The sequence below is a fragment of the Dactylosporangium vinaceum genome (assembly GCF_019904175.1).
In the GTDB taxonomy this organism is placed as follows: Bacteria; Actinomycetota; Actinomycetes; order Mycobacteriales; family Micromonosporaceae; genus Dactylosporangium; species Dactylosporangium vinaceum.
Map to the genome: position 1 here is coordinate 11,060,327 of NZ_CP061913.1, position 17,045 is coordinate 11,077,371.

22 protein-coding genes are annotated in these 17,045 nt (G+C 70.2%); 2 read left to right on the forward strand and 20 right to left on the reverse strand.

Annotation, left to right across the window (positions count from 1 at the left end; all coding sequences use genetic code 11):
* Nucleotides 1-24: 24 nt before the first annotated feature.
* Nucleotides 25-1,668: an ABC-F family ATP-binding cassette domain-containing protein gene (locus Dvina_RS49685; RefSeq protein ID WP_223099043.1), complete on the reverse strand. Its 1,644-nt coding sequence runs from the start codon at nucleotides 1,666-1,668 to the stop codon at nucleotides 25-27.
* A gap of 11 nt (nucleotides 1,669-1,679) precedes the next feature.
* Complete coding sequence (locus Dvina_RS49690) at nucleotides 1,680-2,300, reverse strand: class I SAM-dependent methyltransferase (protein ID WP_223099045.1); 621 nt, start codon at nucleotides 2,298-2,300, stop codon at nucleotides 1,680-1,682.
* A gap of 172 nt (nucleotides 2,301-2,472) precedes the next feature.
* On the opposite strand from Dvina_RS49690, the gene Dvina_RS49695 reads away from it, so the two are divergent.
* Nucleotides 2,473-5,181 carry a hypothetical protein gene (locus tag Dvina_RS49695; protein ID WP_223099047.1) on the forward strand — a complete coding sequence of 903 codons (2,709 nt, stop codon included), beginning with the start codon at nucleotides 2,473-2,475 and terminating at the stop codon, nucleotides 5,179-5,181.
* 85 nt (nucleotides 5,182-5,266) lie between these two features.
* Here the strand turns inward: Dvina_RS49695 and Dvina_RS49700 are convergent, their stop codons facing one another.
* Nucleotides 5,267-5,677 carry a GlcG/HbpS family heme-binding protein gene (locus tag Dvina_RS49700; RefSeq protein ID WP_223099049.1) on the reverse strand — a complete coding sequence of 137 codons (411 nt, stop codon included), beginning with the start codon at nucleotides 5,675-5,677 and terminating at the stop codon, nucleotides 5,267-5,269.
* A gap of 101 nt (nucleotides 5,678-5,778) precedes the next feature.
* On the opposite strand from Dvina_RS49700, the gene Dvina_RS49705 reads away from it, so the two are divergent.
* Nucleotides 5,779-6,390, forward strand: coding sequence for a TetR/AcrR family transcriptional regulator (locus tag Dvina_RS49705; RefSeq protein ID WP_223099052.1), 612 nt, complete (start codon nucleotides 5,779-5,781; stop codon nucleotides 6,388-6,390).
* Nucleotide 6,391: 1 nt separating this feature from the next.
* Here Dvina_RS49705 and truA read toward each other — a convergent pair whose 3' ends face one another.
* The 17 genes from truA to rplF all read right to left on the reverse strand — a co-directional run bounded on the left by truA (nucleotide 6,392) and on the right by rplF (nucleotide 17,038).
* Nucleotides 6,392-7,201: a tRNA pseudouridine(38-40) synthase TruA gene (gene truA / locus Dvina_RS49710; RefSeq protein WP_223099054.1), complete on the reverse strand. Its 810-nt coding sequence runs from the start codon at nucleotides 7,199-7,201 to the stop codon at nucleotides 6,392-6,394.
* A gap of 65 nt (nucleotides 7,202-7,266) precedes the next feature.
* On the reverse strand, nucleotides 7,267-7,791 hold the full coding sequence (gene rplQ, locus Dvina_RS49715; RefSeq protein WP_223099056.1) for a 50S ribosomal protein L17: 525 nt from the start codon (nucleotides 7,789-7,791) through the stop codon (nucleotides 7,267-7,269).
* A 34-nt stretch (nucleotides 7,792-7,825) separates the two neighbouring features.
* Nucleotides 7,826-8,848 carry a DNA-directed RNA polymerase subunit alpha gene (locus Dvina_RS49720; RefSeq protein WP_223099059.1) on the reverse strand — a complete coding sequence of 341 codons (1,023 nt, stop codon included), beginning with the start codon at nucleotides 8,846-8,848 and terminating at the stop codon, nucleotides 7,826-7,828.
* Nucleotides 8,849-8,939: 91 nt separating this feature from the next.
* Entirely contained in the window at nucleotides 8,940-9,566 is a 627-nt protein-coding gene (gene rpsD / locus Dvina_RS49725; RefSeq protein ID WP_223099061.1) for a 30S ribosomal protein S4, read from the reverse strand.
* Nucleotides 9,567-9,583: 17 nt separating this feature from the next.
* Entirely contained in the window at nucleotides 9,584-9,994 is a 411-nt protein-coding gene (gene rpsK / locus Dvina_RS49730; RefSeq protein ID WP_223099064.1) for a 30S ribosomal protein S11, read from the reverse strand.
* Nucleotides 9,995-10,035: 41 nt separating this feature from the next.
* Entirely contained in the window at nucleotides 10,036-10,416 is a 381-nt protein-coding gene (rpsM, locus tag Dvina_RS49735; protein WP_223099067.1) for a 30S ribosomal protein S13, read from the reverse strand.
* Nucleotides 10,417-10,585: 169 nt separating this feature from the next.
* Complete coding sequence (rpmJ, locus tag Dvina_RS49740; RefSeq protein ID WP_091262778.1) at nucleotides 10,586-10,702, reverse strand: 50S ribosomal protein L36; 117 nt, start codon at nucleotides 10,700-10,702, stop codon at nucleotides 10,586-10,588.
* A gap of 83 nt (nucleotides 10,703-10,785) precedes the next feature.
* Nucleotides 10,786-11,007, reverse strand: a complete 222-nt coding sequence (infA, locus tag Dvina_RS49745) for a translation initiation factor IF-1 (protein WP_007073013.1) — start codon at nucleotides 11,005-11,007, stop codon at nucleotides 10,786-10,788.
* Nucleotides 11,008-11,194: 187 nt separating this feature from the next.
* Complete coding sequence (locus tag Dvina_RS49750) at nucleotides 11,195-11,689, reverse strand: DUF1707 SHOCT-like domain-containing protein (RefSeq protein WP_223099070.1); 495 nt, start codon at nucleotides 11,687-11,689, stop codon at nucleotides 11,195-11,197.
* Nucleotides 11,690-11,758: 69 nt separating this feature from the next.
* Nucleotides 11,759-12,592: a type I methionyl aminopeptidase gene (gene map / locus Dvina_RS49755; RefSeq protein ID WP_223099073.1), complete on the reverse strand. Its 834-nt coding sequence runs from the start codon at nucleotides 12,590-12,592 to the stop codon at nucleotides 11,759-11,761.
* Nucleotides 12,593-12,626: 34 nt separating this feature from the next.
* Nucleotides 12,627-13,280 (reverse strand): adenylate kinase, encoded by a 654-nt coding sequence (locus tag Dvina_RS49760; RefSeq protein ID WP_223099076.1) that lies wholly within the window; start codon nucleotides 13,278-13,280, stop codon nucleotides 12,627-12,629.
* On the reverse strand, nucleotides 13,280-14,617 hold the full coding sequence (secY, locus tag Dvina_RS49765; RefSeq protein WP_223099079.1) for a preprotein translocase subunit SecY: 1,338 nt from the start codon (nucleotides 14,615-14,617) through the stop codon (nucleotides 13,280-13,282). The genes Dvina_RS49760 and secY overlap by 1 nt, the downstream gene beginning before the upstream one ends.
* Nucleotides 14,618-14,814: 197 nt before the next feature.
* Nucleotides 14,815-15,273 carry a 50S ribosomal protein L15 gene (gene rplO / locus Dvina_RS49770; protein ID WP_223099081.1) on the reverse strand — a complete coding sequence of 153 codons (459 nt, stop codon included), beginning with the start codon at nucleotides 15,271-15,273 and terminating at the stop codon, nucleotides 14,815-14,817.
* 4 nt (nucleotides 15,274-15,277) lie between these two features.
* Complete coding sequence (gene rpmD, locus Dvina_RS49775; RefSeq protein WP_223099083.1) at nucleotides 15,278-15,460, reverse strand: 50S ribosomal protein L30; 183 nt, start codon at nucleotides 15,458-15,460, stop codon at nucleotides 15,278-15,280.
* Nucleotides 15,461-15,462: 2 nt separating this feature from the next.
* The gene (gene rpsE / locus Dvina_RS49780; protein WP_223099085.1) at nucleotides 15,463-16,089 is read right to left on the reverse strand and encodes a 30S ribosomal protein S5; all 627 of its coding nucleotides are present in this window, start codon (nucleotides 16,087-16,089) and stop codon (nucleotides 15,463-15,465) included.
* A gap of 14 nt (nucleotides 16,090-16,103) precedes the next feature.
* Nucleotides 16,104-16,499, reverse strand: coding sequence for a 50S ribosomal protein L18 (gene rplR, locus Dvina_RS49785; protein WP_223099087.1), 396 nt, complete (start codon nucleotides 16,497-16,499; stop codon nucleotides 16,104-16,106).
* On the reverse strand, nucleotides 16,496-17,038 hold the full coding sequence (gene rplF, locus Dvina_RS49790; protein ID WP_223099090.1) for a 50S ribosomal protein L6: 543 nt from the start codon (nucleotides 17,036-17,038) through the stop codon (nucleotides 16,496-16,498). Before rplF ends, rplR begins: the two co-directional genes overlap by 4 nt.
* Nucleotides 17,039-17,045: the final 7 nt, after the last annotated feature.

A 17,045-nucleotide genomic window follows, 5' to 3' on the forward strand; every position in this document is an offset into this window, starting at 1 on the left:
GTATCACCCGCACAATCAGTCCGATTACGAGCGGCCCTCCCAGACCGGCTCCGGCACCTCCACCACCTCACCGTCCGCGCGGAAGAGCACGTAGCGGTCGAAGGAGCGGGCGAACCAGCGATCGTGGGTCACCGCGATGACTGTCCCGTCGAAGCCGCGCAGGCCCTCCTCCAGCGCCTCGGCGCTGGCCAGGTCCAGGTTGTCGGTCGGCTCGTCGAGCAGCAGCAGCGTCGCCCCGGACAGCTCCAGCAGCAGCACCAGGAACCGCGCCTGCTGCCCACCGGAGAGCGTGCCGAAGCGCTGGTCGGCCTGGCCCGCCAGCTCGTAGCGGCCGAGCGCCGGCATCGCCTGCGGGCGGGGCAGGCCCTGCCGCCAGTCGTCGCCCCGCCAGAGGATCTCGGCGAGCGTCTTGTCCAGCAGCTCGGGGCGGTCGTGCGTCTGCGAGAAGTGGCCCGGGCGGACCCGCGCGCCGAGCCGGACCCGCCCGCCGTGCGCCACCGGGGTCAGCTCGGCGTTGATCTGCGGCCCGTCGGGGTCGGACCCGCCCCGGGCCAGCAGCCGCAGGAAGTGCGACTTGCCGGTGCCGTTGCCGCCGAGGACGGCCACGCGGTCGCCGTACCAGATCTCCAGGTCGAACGGGAACGTCAGGTTTTCGAGCTCCAGCTCCTCGCACATGACCGCGCGCTTGGCCGTGCGGCCGCCCGACAGCCGCATCCGGATGTTCTGGTCCTTCGGGGGCTCCGGGGGTGGGCCGGCCTCCTCGAACTTCTTGAGGCGGGTGACGGCGGCCTGGAGGCGGGACGCGAGACCGTCGTTGTAGGCGGCCTTGGTGCGGTACATCAGGACGAGGGCCTTGAGTTTTTCGTGCTCTTCGTCCCATCGCCGCCGCAGCTCGTCGAGGCGCTCGTGGCGGGCGGTGCGGGCCTCGTGCCAGGATTCGAACCCGCCGGGGTGCACCCACGCCGAGCCGCCCTCGACGGCGACCACGCGATCGGCCGAGCGGGCCAGCAGCTCGCGGTCGTGTGAGACGTAGAGCACGCTCTTCGACGACTCGCGGAGGCGCTCCTCCAGCCAGCGCTTGCCGGGCACGTCGAGGAAGTTGTCGGGCTCGTCGAGGAGCAGCACCTCGTCCTCGCCGCGCAGGAGCAGCTCCAGCGCGAAGCGTTTCTGCTGGCCGCCGGAGAGCGTCCGGACCGGCCGGTCGCGGGTCTCGTCCCAGGGCAGGCCGAGCGTGGCGACGCTGACGGTGTCGAAGAGGACCTCGGCGTCGTACCCGCCCGCCTCCCCCCAGGCCGCCAGCGCATTGGCGTATCGCAGCTGCGCCTTCTCGGTCCCGTCGGCAAGTGCGTGCTCGGCCGCGGCGAGCCGCAGACCGACCTCCTTCAGGCGCGCCGGTGCGAGGTCCAGGGCCAGGTCATACAGCGTGCGGTCGTCACCGATCATGCCGATGAACTGCCGCATCACGCCGAGCCCGCCGGAGCGCGCCACCGCGCCCTCGTGCACCGGAAGGTCACCCGCGACCATCTTCAGCAGGGTGGTCTTGCCTGCTCCGTTGGGCCCGACAAGGGCCACCTTCGCGCCCTCGCCGACCCGGAACGAAACCTCGGAGAAGAGCTCACGGCCGTCCGGCAGCGTGTGCCCGACCCCTGCGACGTCCACATATCCCACGTGCAGAAGCTTCAGGCTGCGGCGGTACCCCGCGAAAGGGGTTTTTGGACTTTGAGCACCCGGAAGCCTTTGCGGCTGGCGTGCCGCTCGGCCGCGTACCCCTGCTCGACGAGCCAGCGCTGCAGCGAGTCCCCGCCCAGGTTCTTGCCCACGACCAGCCACGCGACCCCGTCCGGGGCGAGCCGGGGCAGCCAGCGCAGCAGCAGCTCGTGCAGCTCGGCCTTGCCGACGCGGATCGGCGGGTTGGACCAGATCTGCGCGAACCCGACACTCTCCGGCACGTCGTCGGGCCGCGCGGCGACGATGTTCTTCCCGGCGGCGTTCTCCCGGACCAGCTCGAGTGCGCGCTGATTCACATCGATCGCATACACGGTCGCCCGCGGTGCCGCCGTCGCCAGCACTGTCGCGATCGGCCCGTAGCCGCAGCCGAGGTCCAGCAGCGCCCCCTCGGTCGTCACAGAGGGTAGCGGCGCCTCCGCAAGGAGTGTCGCCGTGCCCGGATCAAGCCCGCGCCAGGAGAACACCCCCGACGCGCTGACGAGGCGAAACTGCCGGTCAAGCGCCTCGAAGACGACCTCGTGCCGCTCGTGCGCAACGGCCGGGTCGGCCGTGAAGTAGTGCTCGCCTGCCACCGAGTGCCCTTCCTGAGGCGCCGCTTTGCCTGGGTGCGGCTTTTCCTTAGGCGCCGCCCGCCAACGCATTGTCCTCGCGCAGGTGACGGCCGGTTTCGGGGCCCACCCGTTCGGATTGTGCCGACCCTCGCCGACAAGCCACCGCCCCGGTGCGTCGGCTACCCTGTGCGACATGACTTCTCGGGACGAGCAGCGCCGCAAGCGGCGATCCGACTCGTTCCGCCGGGACGAGGCGGACGAGGCCGACGACTGGCTGGCCGGCCTCCGCGGCAGCAGCCGCGGCGAGCCCGACCCGTTCGAGCCCGCCGGCCCCGACCCCCGCGACCTGGACGACCGCCGCTTCGACGGCCCCGCCGGCGCCTACGACCGCCCCCTGGAGCGCCCGGCCCGGATGGAGCGCTCGGGCGAGGTCCGCGCCGCCCGCACCGGCGACATCCGCGAGCCCCGCACGGGCGACGTCCGCGGCCGCCGCACGGCCGACGACTCCCCGAGCGGCGTCTACACCACCGGCGACATCCGCGCCCGCCGCGCCGCCGACGACTCCCCGAGCGGCGTCTACACCACGGGTGACATTCGCGGCCGCCGCTCGCCGGGCGACTCACCCAGCGGCGTGTTCGGCCCCGGCTCCCTTCCCCCGGCTCCGCCACCCGCCCGTCCCGCCAACGTCGACGGCTGGTCGGCGCCCGACGCCTCCACCACGCCGACCGGCCGCCGCCGCCGGGCCGAGGACGACTCCCCCGGTGGCGCCTATCGCCGGCCGGCCGACGACTCGCCCAGCGGCGTCTACCGGCGCAGCGCCGACGACTCTCCGAGCGGGGTCTACCGGCGCAGCGCCGACGACTCACCCGGTGGTGTCTCGCGCCGAGCCGCTGACGACTCGCCCAGCGGGGTCTACCGCCGATCCGTCGACGACCCGCCCGGTGGGGCCTACCGCGGGGCCGGCGCCTATCGCGGGGCTGACGACTCCCCCAGCGGGGTCTACGGCTCACCCAGCGGCGCGTACGGCCGCGGCCCGGTCACGCCGCCGCCGGCCGCCCGCCCGCCACTTGACCAGCAGCTCACCGCCCCACAGGTGCCGGTGAGTCCCCCCGTCGAGACGCCCGGTAGCGGGGGCCGGCGCCGGGCCCGCGAGGAGAGCTCGTACGACGCCGGCCCGCAGCTCACCCCGATCATCAAGCCGCTGGCCGAGCTGACCGCACCGGCCCCGACCACCGAGCCGCCCCCGCTGGTCCCGATCTTCCCGAACATGCGCCCGGACGCCTCACCGACAAGCGGGGCCGCCCGCCGAGCCCGCCGCGCCGCCGAGGAGCAGCGAGCCAACCGAACCGGCGACCTGGGCCCCCGCACGGGCGACCTCGGCCCGCGCACCGGCGACCTCGGCCCGCGGACAGGCGATCTCGGCTCCCGCACCGGCGACCTAGGCCCCCGCACGGGCGACCTCGGCCCGCGCACCGGCGACCTCGGCCCGCGCACGGGTGACCTGGGTGCCAGGACCGGGGATGTCACCGGTGGCCGCCGCCGCGCACCCGCCGACGAGGTCGAGCTCGGCCGCAGCGGACCCGAGGGTGTCTACCGTGGCGAGACGGCGATGTTCCGCCCGGTCGACGACACCGGCACCCGGAGCCGCCGCACCGCCACCAACGGCGCATCCGCGAGCGAGACCGCGATGTTCCGCCCCGGCGAACGCCCACGCGGCAACCGCGGCCGGACACCGTACGACGACGACCCGCGCGCCTTCGAGTCCGCGGCGCCGCCCGACACCCGCCGCGACGACAGCGGTGTGCGCCGCCGCGAGGAGGTCGCCCGCCGCCGGCCCGCCTACGACGAGCCGCCGCAGCAGCGCCGGGCCCTCGACGACGACATCGCGTACGACCCGTACGACCCCTACGACGAGCCCTCCGAGGTCCGCCGTGGACGCGGCGGTCGCGGCACCGGGGAGTACACCGGCGACTACACAAGCGGCGGCACCCGCCGGCCCGCCCGCGAACTGCGGGACCGCCCGGACCCCGACCGGCTCGACCGCGACCTCCCGCGTGGCCGCGAGCGCATCCGCGAGCTCGACCGCCCGGAGCCGCCGGACCGCCTCGACCGCCCGCGCTCCAACCGCATGGTCGTCGACCCGGTCCGCACCGGCCCCCGCCCGCACCGCTGGATCGCCATGCTCAGCGTCATCGCGGTCCTGGTCGTGCTGAGCGCCTGCGGCGTCGGGACCTGGTTCATCCTCAAGGACGAGAAGAACGGCCCCGACTCGGCCAAGTCCGGCCAGACGTCGGCCCCGAAGAAGCGCGACATCAGCAGCCGCGCCGTCGACCCGAAGGCGCTCACCGAGGCCGAGGTGTTTCCGCAGAACAGCATCGTCGCGGTGCCGAACGAGCCGCCGTACGTCATCCTCGCCACCAAGGCGTCGAACGACTGCAAGGTCGCCGCGACCGAGGAGCTGGCGACGCTGCTGGCCGGCGCGGGCTGCACCGAGGTCGTGCGGGCCACGATGAAGTCGCCGAACGAGGAGTACCTCATCACGGCCGGCATCTTCAACGTCACGAGCGAGCAGGTGGCGGCCAAGACCTTCGACGGCATCAAGCCGATCGTCGACGGCCAGAAGGGCCGCTTCGCGGGCATGAGCGTGGGCGCCGGCACCGGCACCGACGCCCTGGTCCGGGCCCCCACCCAGCTCGGCTGGAACTACAAGGGCCACTTCATCACGTACTGCGTGATCGCCCGGGTGGACGGCAACAACTTCGCCCAGGGCGACCCGTATCCGAACCAGATCACGTACGACATCGTCGAGACGTACCTGGACAACGGGATCATCGAGAACCGCTCGATCATCCAGCCCGAGGCCACGCCCGCCGCCTCGCTCCCGGGCGCCCAGCCGAGCTGACCGCCCCCGCGACGGGCCCACCGCCCGACCCCGTCACCTGAGTAGTGCGCCGAGCCGGGCCGAGCGTGCAGTGTTCCGGCGGCAGCTATCCGGCGAGCGCGGCCAGCGCGGCTTCGGCGCACTCGTCGTCCTGCCCCGGCACCGTGCCACCGCTGACCGCCAGCGCGCCGACGATCGTCTCCCCGCGCCGCAGGAGCACCGCCCCCGCGCCCACCAGGATGGGCACCGGCAGCGCCTGACCCAGCTGGGCGAAGAACCCCGGCGACGTCTCCTGCATCGTGCGCAGCACGGCCCCGTCCCGCCGGAACAGGGCGACGCTCGCCGCCTTGGTCTCGGCGATCCGCGCCGACAGCGGCGGCGCGCCGTTCATCCGGCCGAGCGCCTGGAGGTGCCCGCCCTCGTCGACGACGGCCACCGTGACGAACGCGGCGAGCTCCCCGGCCCGCTCGTGCGCACCGGCGATGACCGTCTGAGCCTCATCAAGCGTGAGCGGCATGGCACATCCCCCGAAGTTATGTGGACAGCTGTCCGTGCATGGACGAGCGTATTGCTGGAGGTGCCTCCGGCACAAGGGCGCGTGGCTACGATGGTCGGGCGATGAACGACGAGACCCCGGCCACCCCGCGCCGCCCGAACGCGCGCGGCCAGGGAGAACGCCTGCGGGAAGAGATCATCTCGGCCGCCGCGAAGATGCTCGGCGAGCTGGCCGACGACGAGACCCTGTCGCTGCGCGCGGTCGCCCGCGCGGTGTCGATCTCCCCGACCTCGGTCTACCTGTACTTCTCCGACCGCGACGCCCTGGTAGCGGCCACCATGCACAGGTGCCACACGGAGATGCTCAAGGCCGCCGACGACGCCGACGCCGCCCAGCCGAGCCCCGCCCTGGGCCTGCGCGCCCGGATCCTGGCCCAGGCCGCCTGGGTCCAGGACCATCCCGGCCTCTACAAGGTCATGCATGAGAGCAGGGTCGGCATGCCGTTCAAGGAGATCCTGTTCAACCGCATGACCGCCTCGATCCAGCGCTGCATGGACGCCGGCGTCGCCACGCCCGGCGACGCCGCAACCGTCGCGCTGGACCTGCGAACGGCCGTGATCGGCATGCTCTCGCTGCGCATCAACGAGCCCGACCTGCCGTGGCCACCGTTCCCCGAGCAGGCCGACCGCTTCCTGACCAAGCTCGTGGGCCTGGAGCTGCCGGCCCGGGCCTGAGCTACAGGTCGCGGCGGCGGCGGGTCAGCTCGGCCCGGGACCTCAGGGCGGCCGGGTCGAGCGGGTAGACCACCTCGACGAGGGTCAGGCCGTGGGCGGGGGCCACGACGACCTCGTCGGCGCGCACGGCGCGCTCCAGGAGCGAGGCGGGCCACGCCACCGGGCGGCGGCCGTCGCCCACCACCAGCTGGGCGCCCACGAGGCTGCGCACCATCGACCAGCAGAACGCGTCGGCGGCCACCGTCGCCACCACGGTGCTGTCCGGGTCGCGGTGCCACGCCATGCGGGACACCGCGCGGATGGTGCTGGCGTGCTCCTTGCGGCGGCAGTACGCGGCGAAGTCGTGCTCGCCCACGATGCCCTCCGCGGCGGCGTTCAGCCGGTCCAGGTCGAGGGGGCGCGGCCAGGCCAGGGTGTTGTGACGGCGCAGCGGATCGGCGCCGTGAGGGGCATCGGTCACGCGGTACTCGTAGCGCCGCGACAGCGCCGAGAAGCGCGCGTCGAACTCGGGTGGCACCGCGAACGCGGCCAGGACGCGGACGTCGGGCGGCAGCAGGCCGGCGAGCTTGCGGACGAGCGCCGGCTCCAGCACGGCCCAGCGCTCCTCGGGCACCTCGACGTGGCAGACCTGGCCCGTCGCGTGCACGCCGGCGTCCGTGCGGCCGGCCACCGTCAGGCCCTCGACCACGCCGAACAGCCGGGTCAGGACGGTCAGCAGCTCGCCCGCGACCGTGCGGCGGCCCGGCTGCACGGCCCAGCCGCTGAAGTCCGTGCCGTCATAGGAGACGTCCAGGCGAATGCGGACTGGCATGCGGTACCCCCCACAAAAGCAAGAAGCCCGGCACCCTCGGAAGGGTGCCGGGCCGTGACCGTCGGCTAGGCCTTGGTCTCTTCGTCCTTCGCCTCGGCGGCGTCCTCGTCCTCGGCCTTGGTGGAGACCGGGGCCGGGGCCTCATCCGCGTCGTCGCCGGCGAGGACCGCGATCGAGTCGGCCTTGGCGGCCTTCCGGGCGGTCTTGCGCGGCGCCCGAGGTGCGGCAACCTCGAGCTCCTCGACCAGCTCGATGATCGCCATCGGCGCGGCGTCGCCCTTACGGGGACCCGTCTTCACGATGCGGGTGTAGCCACCCGGACGGTTGCTGAACCGCGGCGCGATCTGGTCGAACAGCTGGAACACCACGTCCTTGTCCCGCACCACGGAGAGCGCTTGACGGCGCGCGTGCAGGTCGCCGCGCTTGGCCTTGGTGATGAGCTGCTCGGCGAGCGGGCGCAGCCGCTTGGCCTTCGTCTCGGTGGTCTGAATGCGACCGTGCTTGAACAGCGACGAGGCGAGATTCGCCAGCATCAGCCGCTCGTGCGCGGGGCTGCCGCCGAGGCGGGGACCTCTGGTGGGCGTGGGCATTGTCAGGGACTCCTCTAGTACAGCGGCTGTACTACTACAGCTGCTCGGTCTCGCGGTAGTCGTCGGCGTCGTAGTCCACCTCGGCGAAGGAGTCCACGACGTGGGCCGGGTCGAACGTCGGGGCGGAGTCCTTCAGACCCAGGCCCATCCCGGCGAGCTTCATCTTGACCTCGTCGATCGACTTCTGACCGAAATTCCTTATATCGAGGAGGTCTGCTTCCGTACGGCTTATTAGTTCACCGACCGAGTTGATGCCCTCACGCTTGAGGCAGTTGTACGAGCGGACGGTGAGGTCCAGCTCCTCGATCGGCAGTGCCAGGTCGGCCGCGAGCTGCGCGTCCTGCGGCGAGGGGCCGATGTCGATGCCCTCGGCCGTCTCGTCCAGCTCGCGGGCGAGGCCGAAGAGCTCCACCAGCGTCGAGCCGGCCGAGGCCAGCGCGGTGCGCGGGGTCAGCGACGCCTTGGTCTCGACGTCGATGATGAGCCGGTCGAAGTCGGTGCGCTGCTCGACACGGGTCGCCTCGACGCGGTACGTCACCTTGAGCACCGGCGAGTAGATCGAGTCGACCGGAATGCGCCCGATCTCCTGGCCCTGCTGCTTGTTCTGGTTGGCCGTCACGTAGCCACGGCCCCGCTCGACCGTGAGCTCCATGTCGAGGCGGCCCTTGCCGTTGAGCGTGGCCAGCTTCAGGTCCGGGTTGTGCACGGAGACGCCGGCCGGGGGCTGGATGTCGCCCGCGGTGACGTCGCCCGGGCCCTGCTTGCGCAGGTACATCGAGACGGGCTCGTCGAGCTCGGAGCTGACGCACAGCTCCTTGATATTCATGACGAGCTCGACCACGTCCTCCTTGACACCGGGGATGGTGGTGAACTCGTGGAGCACGCCGTCGATCTTGATGCTGGTGACCGCCGCACCCGGGATCGAGCTGAGCAGGGTGCGCCGCAGCGAGTTGCCGAGGGTGTACCCGAAGCCCGGCTCGAGGGGCTCGATGGTGAACTTGGACCGGACATCGCTGATGGACTCTTCGGCGAGACTGGGCCGCTGGGAGATGAGCACGTTCTGTTCCTCCAGTTCGTTGCGCGCCCGCTATTTGACGCGCTACGGAATCGGCGAGGCCCCGCGAGGGGGCCTCCACCGACCTGTGGTGCTACTTGCTGTAGAGCTCGACGATGAGCTGCTCCTGGACCTGGGTGTCGATGACCTGCCGCGCGGGCAGGCTGTGCACCAGGACCTTGAACTCGCTCGGGATGAACTCGAGCCACGCCGGGACGGTCTTGCTGCCCGCGAGGCCCTGCGCGACCTGGAAGGGGGTGAGCTCCCGCGACTTCTCGCGCACCTGCACGATGTCGTGCTCGCGCAGACGGTACGACGGGATGTCGACCTTCCGGCCGTTGACCACGATGTGGCCGTGCTTGACGAGCTGGCGGGCCATGTCGCGCGACGACGCCAGGCCGGCGCGGTACACGACGTTGTCCAGCCGCGACTCGAGGATGCGCAGCAGCTCCTCACCGGTCTTACCCGGCTTGGACACGGCCTCCTCGTAGTAGCCCGCGAACTGCCGCTCCAGCACGCCGTAGATGCGGCGGGCCTTCTGCTTCTCGCGCAGCTGCAGGAGGTACTCGGTCTCCTTCGGCCGGCCACGGCCGTGCTGGCCGGGCGGGAAGGGACGCGACTCGAACGGGCACTTCGGCCCGTCGCACTTGCTGCCCTTGAGGAACAGCTTCATCTTCTCGCGCCGGCAACGGCGGCAGTCGGCACCTGTATAGCGAGCCATGTTCTCTGTCTCTTCCCTTAGACCCGGCGGCGCTTCGGCGGACGGCAGCCGTTGTGCGGCTGCGGCGTGACGTCAGAGATCTGCCCGACCTCCAGGCCGACGGCCTGCAGCGAACGGATCGCGGTCTCCCGGCCGGAGCCGGGGCCCTTCACGAAGACGTCGACCTTGCGCATGCCGTGCTCCATCGCCCGGCGCGCGGCGGCCTCGGCGGCCAGCTGCGCGGCGAACGGGGTCGACTTACGCGAGCCCTTGAAACCCACCTGGCCGGCCGAGGCCCAGGAGATGACAGCACCGGTCGGGTCAGTGATCGACACGATGGTGTTGTTGAACGTGCTCTTGATGTGCGCCTGCCCGTGGGCGACGTTCTTGCGTTCCTTGCGCCGGACCTTCTTGACAGCGGCCCCACCGGCGCGAGCCTTCGGCGGCATTCTCTATGCGCTCCTAGATAAGTTTCTGCGTGGACCGGTGGTTACTTCTTGCCCGGCTTCTTCTTGCCGGCGACCGTGCGCTTCGGACCCTTGCGGGTGCGCGCGTTGGTCCGGGTGCGCTGACCGCGCACCGGCAGGCCCTTACGGTGCCGGATGCCCTCGTAACAACCGATCTCAACTTTGCGGCGGATGTCCGCCTGGACCTCGCGGCGCAGGTCACCTTCGACTTTGTAATTGGCCTCGATGTGGTCGCGCAGCTGCACGACCTCTTCGTCGGTCAGGTCCCGGGCCCGCTTGTTCGGGTCGATGCCGGTGGCGGCCAGGGTTTCGACAGCGCGCGTACGCCCGATGCCGAAGATGTAGGTAAGTGCGATCTCCGTGCGCTTGTCGCGCGGGAGATCAACACCGACGAGACGTGCCATAGGTGGGCGTGCTCCTCAAGTGTGCGGAGGTCTGTGCCCACTCCACTCCCGTCTGCCCACAGACGGGCCCCGGCCTCCGACCGGGGGTGCAGCCCCACGCGCGCCTCACCTTTCGGTGGGCGAGCCCGAGGCTGGAACGGGCTTACTACAAAAAGCGGGTGCCGGGGACTCAGCCCTGGCGCTGCTTGTGGCGCGGGTCGGTGCTGCAGATGATCATGACCCGGCCGTGCCGCCGGATGACCCGGCAGTTGTTGCAGATCCGCTTGACGCTCGGCTTGACCTTCACGGTTTGCCTAACTCTCGCTGCGCGCGCACTCGTACGAGCGGGCACGACAGAACCCGACCGTTATTTTGGGTACCGACACCGAATTACTTGTAGCGGTAGACGATGCGCCCGCGAGTGAGGTCGTAGGGCGAGAGCTCCACGACAACACGGTCCTCGGGCAGGATGCGGATGTAGTGCTGCCGCATCTTGCCGCTGATGTGCGCCAAGACCTTGTGGCCATTGGCGAGCTCCACCCGGAACATCGCGTTCGGAAGTGGCTCGATCACTCGGCCCTCGATCTCGATGGCCCCGTCTTTCTTCGGCATGTCCTCCGCTACCTGACATCGGGTCTGGTGGTCGGCGATCGTGTCCATTTTCTCAGGGCTTTGGAGCCCTGAGCCAGCCGCGGCTCCGGTCACACCACTAGAAGCGCGTGGAGGCATGCCGGAGTGGACGCGATGCGCCAATCGGCAAGTCTACGCGTGCGATCCCCCAGCACCAAATCGAGGTCACCTAGCTGTCGCGATACCGCTGCTGACGACCGTTCTCGGTGCTGCTACCCAGGACTTTGACGGAGAACGTCGATGCGAGGAGCACCGCGCCCCACGGCCCGGCGACCCACATCGGCCAGAAGTAGACGGGCTCGCCGGCGGAGACGCTCACCAGGGCCCAAATGACCACGTTCACCGAGACGGCGACGAGCCAGGCGCTCCAGATGCCGATGAGCCAGCGCGGGTTGCTCTTGTCGGAGGGGTCGGCCCGCTCGTCGGGGTCGTCGACGAACGGCTCCTTCGGCTCCAGCTGCGAACTGCCGACGGGGTGGAAGCCGGGCAGGTCCTTGAGGATGCCGTCCAGGTCGCCGTAGGTGCGCGCGGCGTAGGCGTCCTTGAGCCGGTCGTCGTACTCCCCGAGCGACAGCCGGCCCTCGTCGAGCGCCGCCTTGAGGCGCTCGGCCACGAACTGGCGGTCCACGTCGGCCGCGCGCAGGTTTTCCCGCCGGTCTGCCACTGCTCCCCCTTTGGACGCTGCACCCATCATCGCAGCCTGGCCACAGGGGGCTCTACCCCGGCAATACCCCTACTCGGAGGCCCCGACAGGCTCACGGGCCGTCACCAGGTCGCCGAGGTGGGCCCGCCCGCCGTCGTGGGCGGTCGTCACCCAGACGCCGTCGTCACAGAAGGCCATCGTGTGCTCGACGTGGGCGGCCACGGAGCCGTCGACCGTCACCACCGTCCACCCGTCGTCGAGCTCGGCCACCTTCGGCTTGCCCTTGGTGATCATGGGCTCGATCGCCAGCGCCATGCCGGGGCGCAGCATGGGGCCCTTGCCCGGGCGTCCGGAGTTCTGCACGAACGGGTCCTGGTGCATCGCGCTGCCGATGCCGTGGCCGCCGTAGCCCTCGACGATGCCGTAGCGGCCGGCCTTGCGGATTGTCGACTGGATGGCGAACGAGATGTCGGTGAGCCGCCCCTTGCCGGATCGGGCCCCACGCGCGGCGGCGGCGATGCCGGCCCACATGGCATCCTCGGCAACACGCACGAGCCGAAGCAGATCCGGGTCTACCGCCCCGACGCCGACGGTGATCGCGGCGTCCCCATGCCAGCCGTCGAGGTCGGCGCCGCAGTCGATCGAGATGAGGTCCCCTTCCCGCAGCACCTGCCGCGGGCTCGGGATCGCGTGCACGACCTGGTCGTTCACCGAGGAGCAGATCGAGGCCGGATAGCCGTGGTACCCCTTGAAGGACGGCACGGCACCAGCGGCGCGGATGGTCTCCTCGGCGATGCGGTCCAGGTCGGCGGTGGACACCCCGGGCGCGACCGCGGCGCGCATCCGGGCCAGCGCATCGGCGACGACAAGCCCGGCCCGGCGCATGTGGCCGATCTCCTCGGGCGTCTTGAGCTCGATCTCCATGTGGTGCGCCATCTGAAACTTACCGCCGCTGTGCTCAGGCGCCGTAGGAACGGAGGGCGTCGATCGCGCGCACGGTGATGTCCTCGACCGGACCCGTCGCGTCGATGCCCACCAGCTTGCCCTGTGCGCCGTAGTAGTCCACCAGCGGCGACGTGTCACGCGCGTAGACCTTCAGCCGCTCGGCGATGGTCTCGGCCTTGTCGTCGTCGCGCTGGAACAGCTCGCCGCCGCAGCGGTCGCACACACCGTCGTGCGTCGGCGCGTCGAACTCGACGTGCCAGATCTTCCCGCAGCCACGGCAGGTCCGCCGGCCCGAGAGCCGGCGGATGACCTCTTCGTTCTCCACGACGAGCTCGAGCACGATGTCGAGCCCGGTGCCCAGGTCGGCCAGCAGCTTGTCGAGCGCGTTGGCCTGCGGCACGGTGCGGGGGAAGCCGTCGAGCAGGAAGCCGTCGGTCGCGTCGCCCTCGCTGAGCCGGTCGGACACCATGTTGATGGTGACCTCGTCCGGCACCAGCTGGCCGGCGTCCATGTACCGCTTCGCCTCGACGCCGAGCGGGGTCCCCTGCCCGACGTTGGCCCGGAAGATGTCACCGGTCGAGATTTTGGGCACGGCGAGGTGCGCGGCGATGTACTCGGCCTGGGTCCCCTTGCCCGCCCCGGGGGGACCTACCAGCACCAGCCTCACTACCGGAGGAACCCTTCGTAGTTGCGCTGCATCAGCTGGCTCTCGATCTGCTTCACCGTCTCGAGGCCCACACCAACAATAATCAGAACAGCGGTGCCACCGAACGGGAAGTTCGACAGAGCCTGCGTGCCGCCCACGATCCCGATGAGCAGGTTGGGCAGGATCGAGATGATGCCCAGGTAGAGCGCGCCGGGAAGGGTGATGCGGCTGAGGATGAAGTCAAGATACTCGGCCGTGGGCTTGCCCGGGCGGATGCCGGGCACGAACCCGCCGTACTTGCGCATGTTGTCCGCCACCTCGGTCGGGTTGAAGGTGATGGACACGTAGAAGTACGTGAAGAAGATGATCAACAGGAAGTAGATCGAGATGTGCCAGGCGCTGTTCTGCGGCACGATGTTCCGGTTGATCCACAGGATCGTCTTGTTCGTCGAGTCGGTGCCGGCGAACGACGTGATCAGCTGCGGGATGTAGAGCAGCGACGAGGCGAAGATGACCGGGATGACGCCCGCCTGGTTGACCTTCAGCGGGATGTAGGTCGAGGTGCCGCCGTACATCCGCCGGCCGATCATCCGCTTCGCGTACTGGACCGGGATGCGGCGCTGGGCCTGCTCCAGGAAGACCACGAACGCGATGACGACGACGGCCAGGCCGACGATGATGAAGAACGTGGTGCGGTCGTCCTGCCAGATCTGGATGCCCTCGAGCGGGAGGCGGGCCGCGATCGAGGTGAAGATGAGGACCGACATGCCGTTGCCGACGCCGCGGTCGGTGACCATCTCACCCAGCCACATGATGACGCCGGTGCCGGCGGTCATCGTGATGACGAGCGTGGCGAGCGTCAGCCACATCGGGATGCGGCCGGTGTCCGGGATGATCGGGTAGGTCGACTGGTCACACGCGCCGCCGAAGAGCTGGCCGGACCGCGCCAGGGCGACGAACGCCGAGGCCTGCAGGATGCCCAGACCGAGGGTCAGGTAGCGCGTGTACTGGGTGATCTTCGCCTGGCCCGACTGGCCTTCCTTGCGCAGCTGCTCCAGGCGCGGGATCACCACCGTCAGGAGCTGCAGGATGATGCTCGCGGTGATGTAGGGCATGATGCCCAGTGCGAACACCGACAGCTGGAGGAGCGCTCCACCGGAGAACAGGTTCAACAGGGTGAAGACCTGGTTGTCCTTGCTGTTCTCGACGATGTTGAGGCACTTCTGCACGTTGCCGTATGACACACCCGGGCTGGGCAGCGTGGCGCCGAGCCGGTAGATGCCGATCATGAGCAACGTGAACAGGATTTTCTTGCGCAGGTCAGGCGTTCGGAACGCGCTAACAAAGGCGGAGAGCAACTTCATCCTCCTGCGCAAGGCGGCCGTTCGTTCGGCCGACGAGGTGGGGTCCGGGTGGTGCCGATGTCACTGACGAAACGTATGAGTCGAGCGTGTTACTGCGCAACGGACTCTAACAGGATGTCCGGGGCACATCACGTCCGGCTTTGAACGCACCGCGTGGCGCCCACCACGTTGGTGGACGCCACGATAGCGCTCTATTCGAGCTCGCCGCCGAGCAGCTTCACGGAACCGCCGGCCGCCGCGATCTTCTCCTTGGCCGACGCGCTGAACTTGTGCGCGCTGACCTGCAGCTTCACGCCGCCGAGCTCCCCGTCACCGAGGACCTTGACCAGCTCGCCCTTGCGGACGGCGCCGGCCTGCACGAGCTCGGTCACGCCGACCTCGCCGCCCTGCGGGAAAAGCTCCGCGAGGCGTGCAAGATTCACAACCTGGAACTCGACCCGGTTGCGGTTGCGGAAGCCCTTGAGCTTCGGCAGGCGCATGTGGAGGGGCATCTGCCCACCCTCGAACGCCGCCGAGATGTTCTTGCGGGCCTTGGAACCCTTGGTACCACGACCGGCGGTCTTGCCCTTGGAGCCCTCACCGCGACCCACACGGGTCTTCTCGGTCTTGGCGCCGGGGGCCGGCCGCAGGTGGTGCAGCTTGATGGTCATGGAATTACTCCACCTCTTCAACCGCGACGAGGTGCGACACGGTGTGGATCATGCCGCGGATCTCCGGGCGATCCTCCTTGACGACCACGTCGCGGATCCGCTTCAGGCCGAGCGAGCGCAGCGTGTCGCGCTGGTTCTGCTTGCCGCCGATCTCGGACCGGATCTGGGTCACCTTGAGACGGGCCATGGTTACGCACCCGCCCCGGCGCGCGCGGCCAGCATCGCGGCCGGCGCAACATCCTCGACCGGCAGGCCGCGGCGCGCGGCCACGGCCTCCGGGGACTCGAGCTTCTTCAGCGCCGCCACCGTCGCGTGGACGATGTTGATGGCGTTGGAGGAGCCGAGGCTCTTGGAGAGCACGTCGTGGATGCCCGCGCACTCCAGAACGGCGCGGACCGGGCCACCGGCGATGACGCCCGTACCGGCGGAGGCCGGCTTGAGCAGCACGACACCGGCCGCGTCCTCGCCGATCACCGGGTGCGGGATGGTCGCCGCGAGCCGCGGAACCTTGAAGAAGTGCTTCTTGGCCTCCTCGACGCCCTTGGCGATGGCCGCGGGCACCTCCTTGGCCTTTCCGTAGCCGACGCCGACCGTGCCGTCACCGTCGCCGACGATGACCAGGGCGGTGAAGCTGAAGCGACGACCACCCTTCACGACCTTGGCGACACGGTTGATCGCGACGACCCGCTCGAGGTGGGGGGTCTTCTCGGCGGGCGCGTTGCCACGGCCGCCACCCTCACGACGATTCTCGCGACGGCCGCCACCACCTTCATTGGTGTTACCGGACCCGCCGCCCCTGCGCTGAGGACCAGGCATGAACGCTTCTCCTTCTAGAACTCGAGTCCGGCTTCGCGGGCGGCGGTTGCCAGAGCCGCGATGCGGCCGGCGTACCTGTTGCCACCACGGTCGAAGACGACCTTGCCGACACCCGCGGCCTTCGCCCGCTCGGCGAGGAGGGTGCCGACCTTAGCGGCCTGCGCCTTCTTGTCGCCGTCGGTGCCACGGATGGTCGCGTCGAGCGTCGATGCCGAGGCCAGCGTGTGGCCCTTGATGTCGTCGACGATCTGCGCGGTGATGTTGCGCAGTGAGCGGGTGACGACCAAGCGGGGACGCTCGGCGGTGCCACCGACGTGCTTGCGGATGCGGAAGTGCCGGCGAGCCCGCCCCGTGCGGCGCGCGGAGGCAACGCCACCGGAGTTGCGGCGCTTGAGCAGCGTGGCGCTCATTTCTTACCAGCCTTTCCGGCCTTGCGGCGGATGACCTCGCCCTGGTACCGCACGCCCTTGCCCTTGTACGGCTCCGGCGGGCGAATCTTGCGGATGTTGGCGGCGACCTCACCGACCTGCTGCTTGTCGATGCCGGCGATGTGGAACACCGTCGGCTTCTCGACCGTGAAGGTGATGCCGGGCGGCGGCGTCACCAGGACCGGGTGCGAGAACCCGAGCGCGAACTCGAGGTCGGCGCCCTTGGCCGTGACGCGGTAACCGGTGCCGGCGATCTCCAGGCTCTTGCGGTACCCCTCGGTCACGCCGACCACCATGTTGGAGACAAGCGTGCGGGAGAGCCCGTGCAGCTCCTTGGACTTCCGCTCGTCGTCGGGGCGGACGACGCTGTACGTGCCGTCCTCGGCCCGCTCGATCGTGATCGGCTCGGCGAGCGTGTGGCTCAGCTGCCCCTTGGGGCCCTTGACGGTGACGACCGGGCCGTCGACCTTGATGTCGACGCCCGAGGGCACCGTGATCGGCTTACGTCCGATTCGAGACATGTGATGC

Excerpts from the sequence above, each read along its gene's own strand:
- Dvina_RS49695 (WP_223099047.1), top strand. The coding sequence starts at position 2,473 with ATGACTTCTCGGGACGAGCAGCGCCGCAAGCGGCGATCCGACTCGTTC.
- Dvina_RS49700 (WP_223099049.1), bottom strand. The coding sequence starts at position 5,677 with ATGCCGCTCACGCTTGATGAGGCTCAGACGGTCATCGCCGGTGCGCAC.
- Dvina_RS49705 (WP_223099052.1), top strand. The coding sequence starts at position 5,779 with ATGAACGACGAGACCCCGGCCACCCCGCGCCGCCCGAACGCGCGCGGC.
- truA (WP_223099054.1), bottom strand. The coding sequence starts at position 7,201 with ATGCCAGTCCGCATTCGCCTGGACGTCTCCTATGACGGCACGGACTTC.
- rplQ (WP_223099056.1), bottom strand. The coding sequence starts at position 7,791 with ATGCCCACGCCCACCAGAGGTCCCCGCCTCGGCGGCAGCCCCGCGCAC.
- rpsD (WP_223099061.1), bottom strand. The coding sequence starts at position 9,566 with ATGGCTCGCTATACAGGTGCCGACTGCCGCCGTTGCCGGCGCGAGAAG.
- rpsK (WP_223099064.1), bottom strand. The coding sequence starts at position 9,994 with ATGCCGCCGAAGGCTCGCGCCGGTGGGGCCGCTGTCAAGAAGGTCCGG.
- rpsM (WP_223099067.1), bottom strand. The coding sequence starts at position 10,416 with ATGGCACGTCTCGTCGGTGTTGATCTCCCGCGCGACAAGCGCACGGAG.
- infA (WP_007073013.1), bottom strand. The coding sequence starts at position 11,007 with ATGCCGAAGAAAGACGGGGCCATCGAGATCGAGGGCCGAGTGATCGAG.
- map (WP_223099073.1), bottom strand. The coding sequence starts at position 12,592 with ATGGAGATCGAGCTCAAGACGCCCGAGGAGATCGGCCACATGCGCCGG.
- rplO (WP_223099081.1), bottom strand. The coding sequence starts at position 15,273 with ATGACCATCAAGCTGCACCACCTGCGGCCGGCCCCCGGCGCCAAGACC.
- rpmD (WP_223099083.1), bottom strand. The coding sequence starts at position 15,460 with ATGGCCCGTCTCAAGGTGACCCAGATCCGGTCCGAGATCGGCGGCAAG.
- rpsE (WP_223099085.1), bottom strand. The coding sequence starts at position 16,089 with ATGCCTGGTCCTCAGCGCAGGGGCGGCGGGTCCGGTAACACCAATGAA.
- rplR (WP_223099087.1), bottom strand. The coding sequence starts at position 16,499 with ATGAGCGCCACGCTGCTCAAGCGCCGCAACTCCGGTGGCGTTGCCTCC.
- rplF (WP_223099090.1), bottom strand. The coding sequence starts at position 17,038 with ATGTCTCGAATCGGACGTAAGCCGATCACGGTGCCCTCGGGCGTCGAC.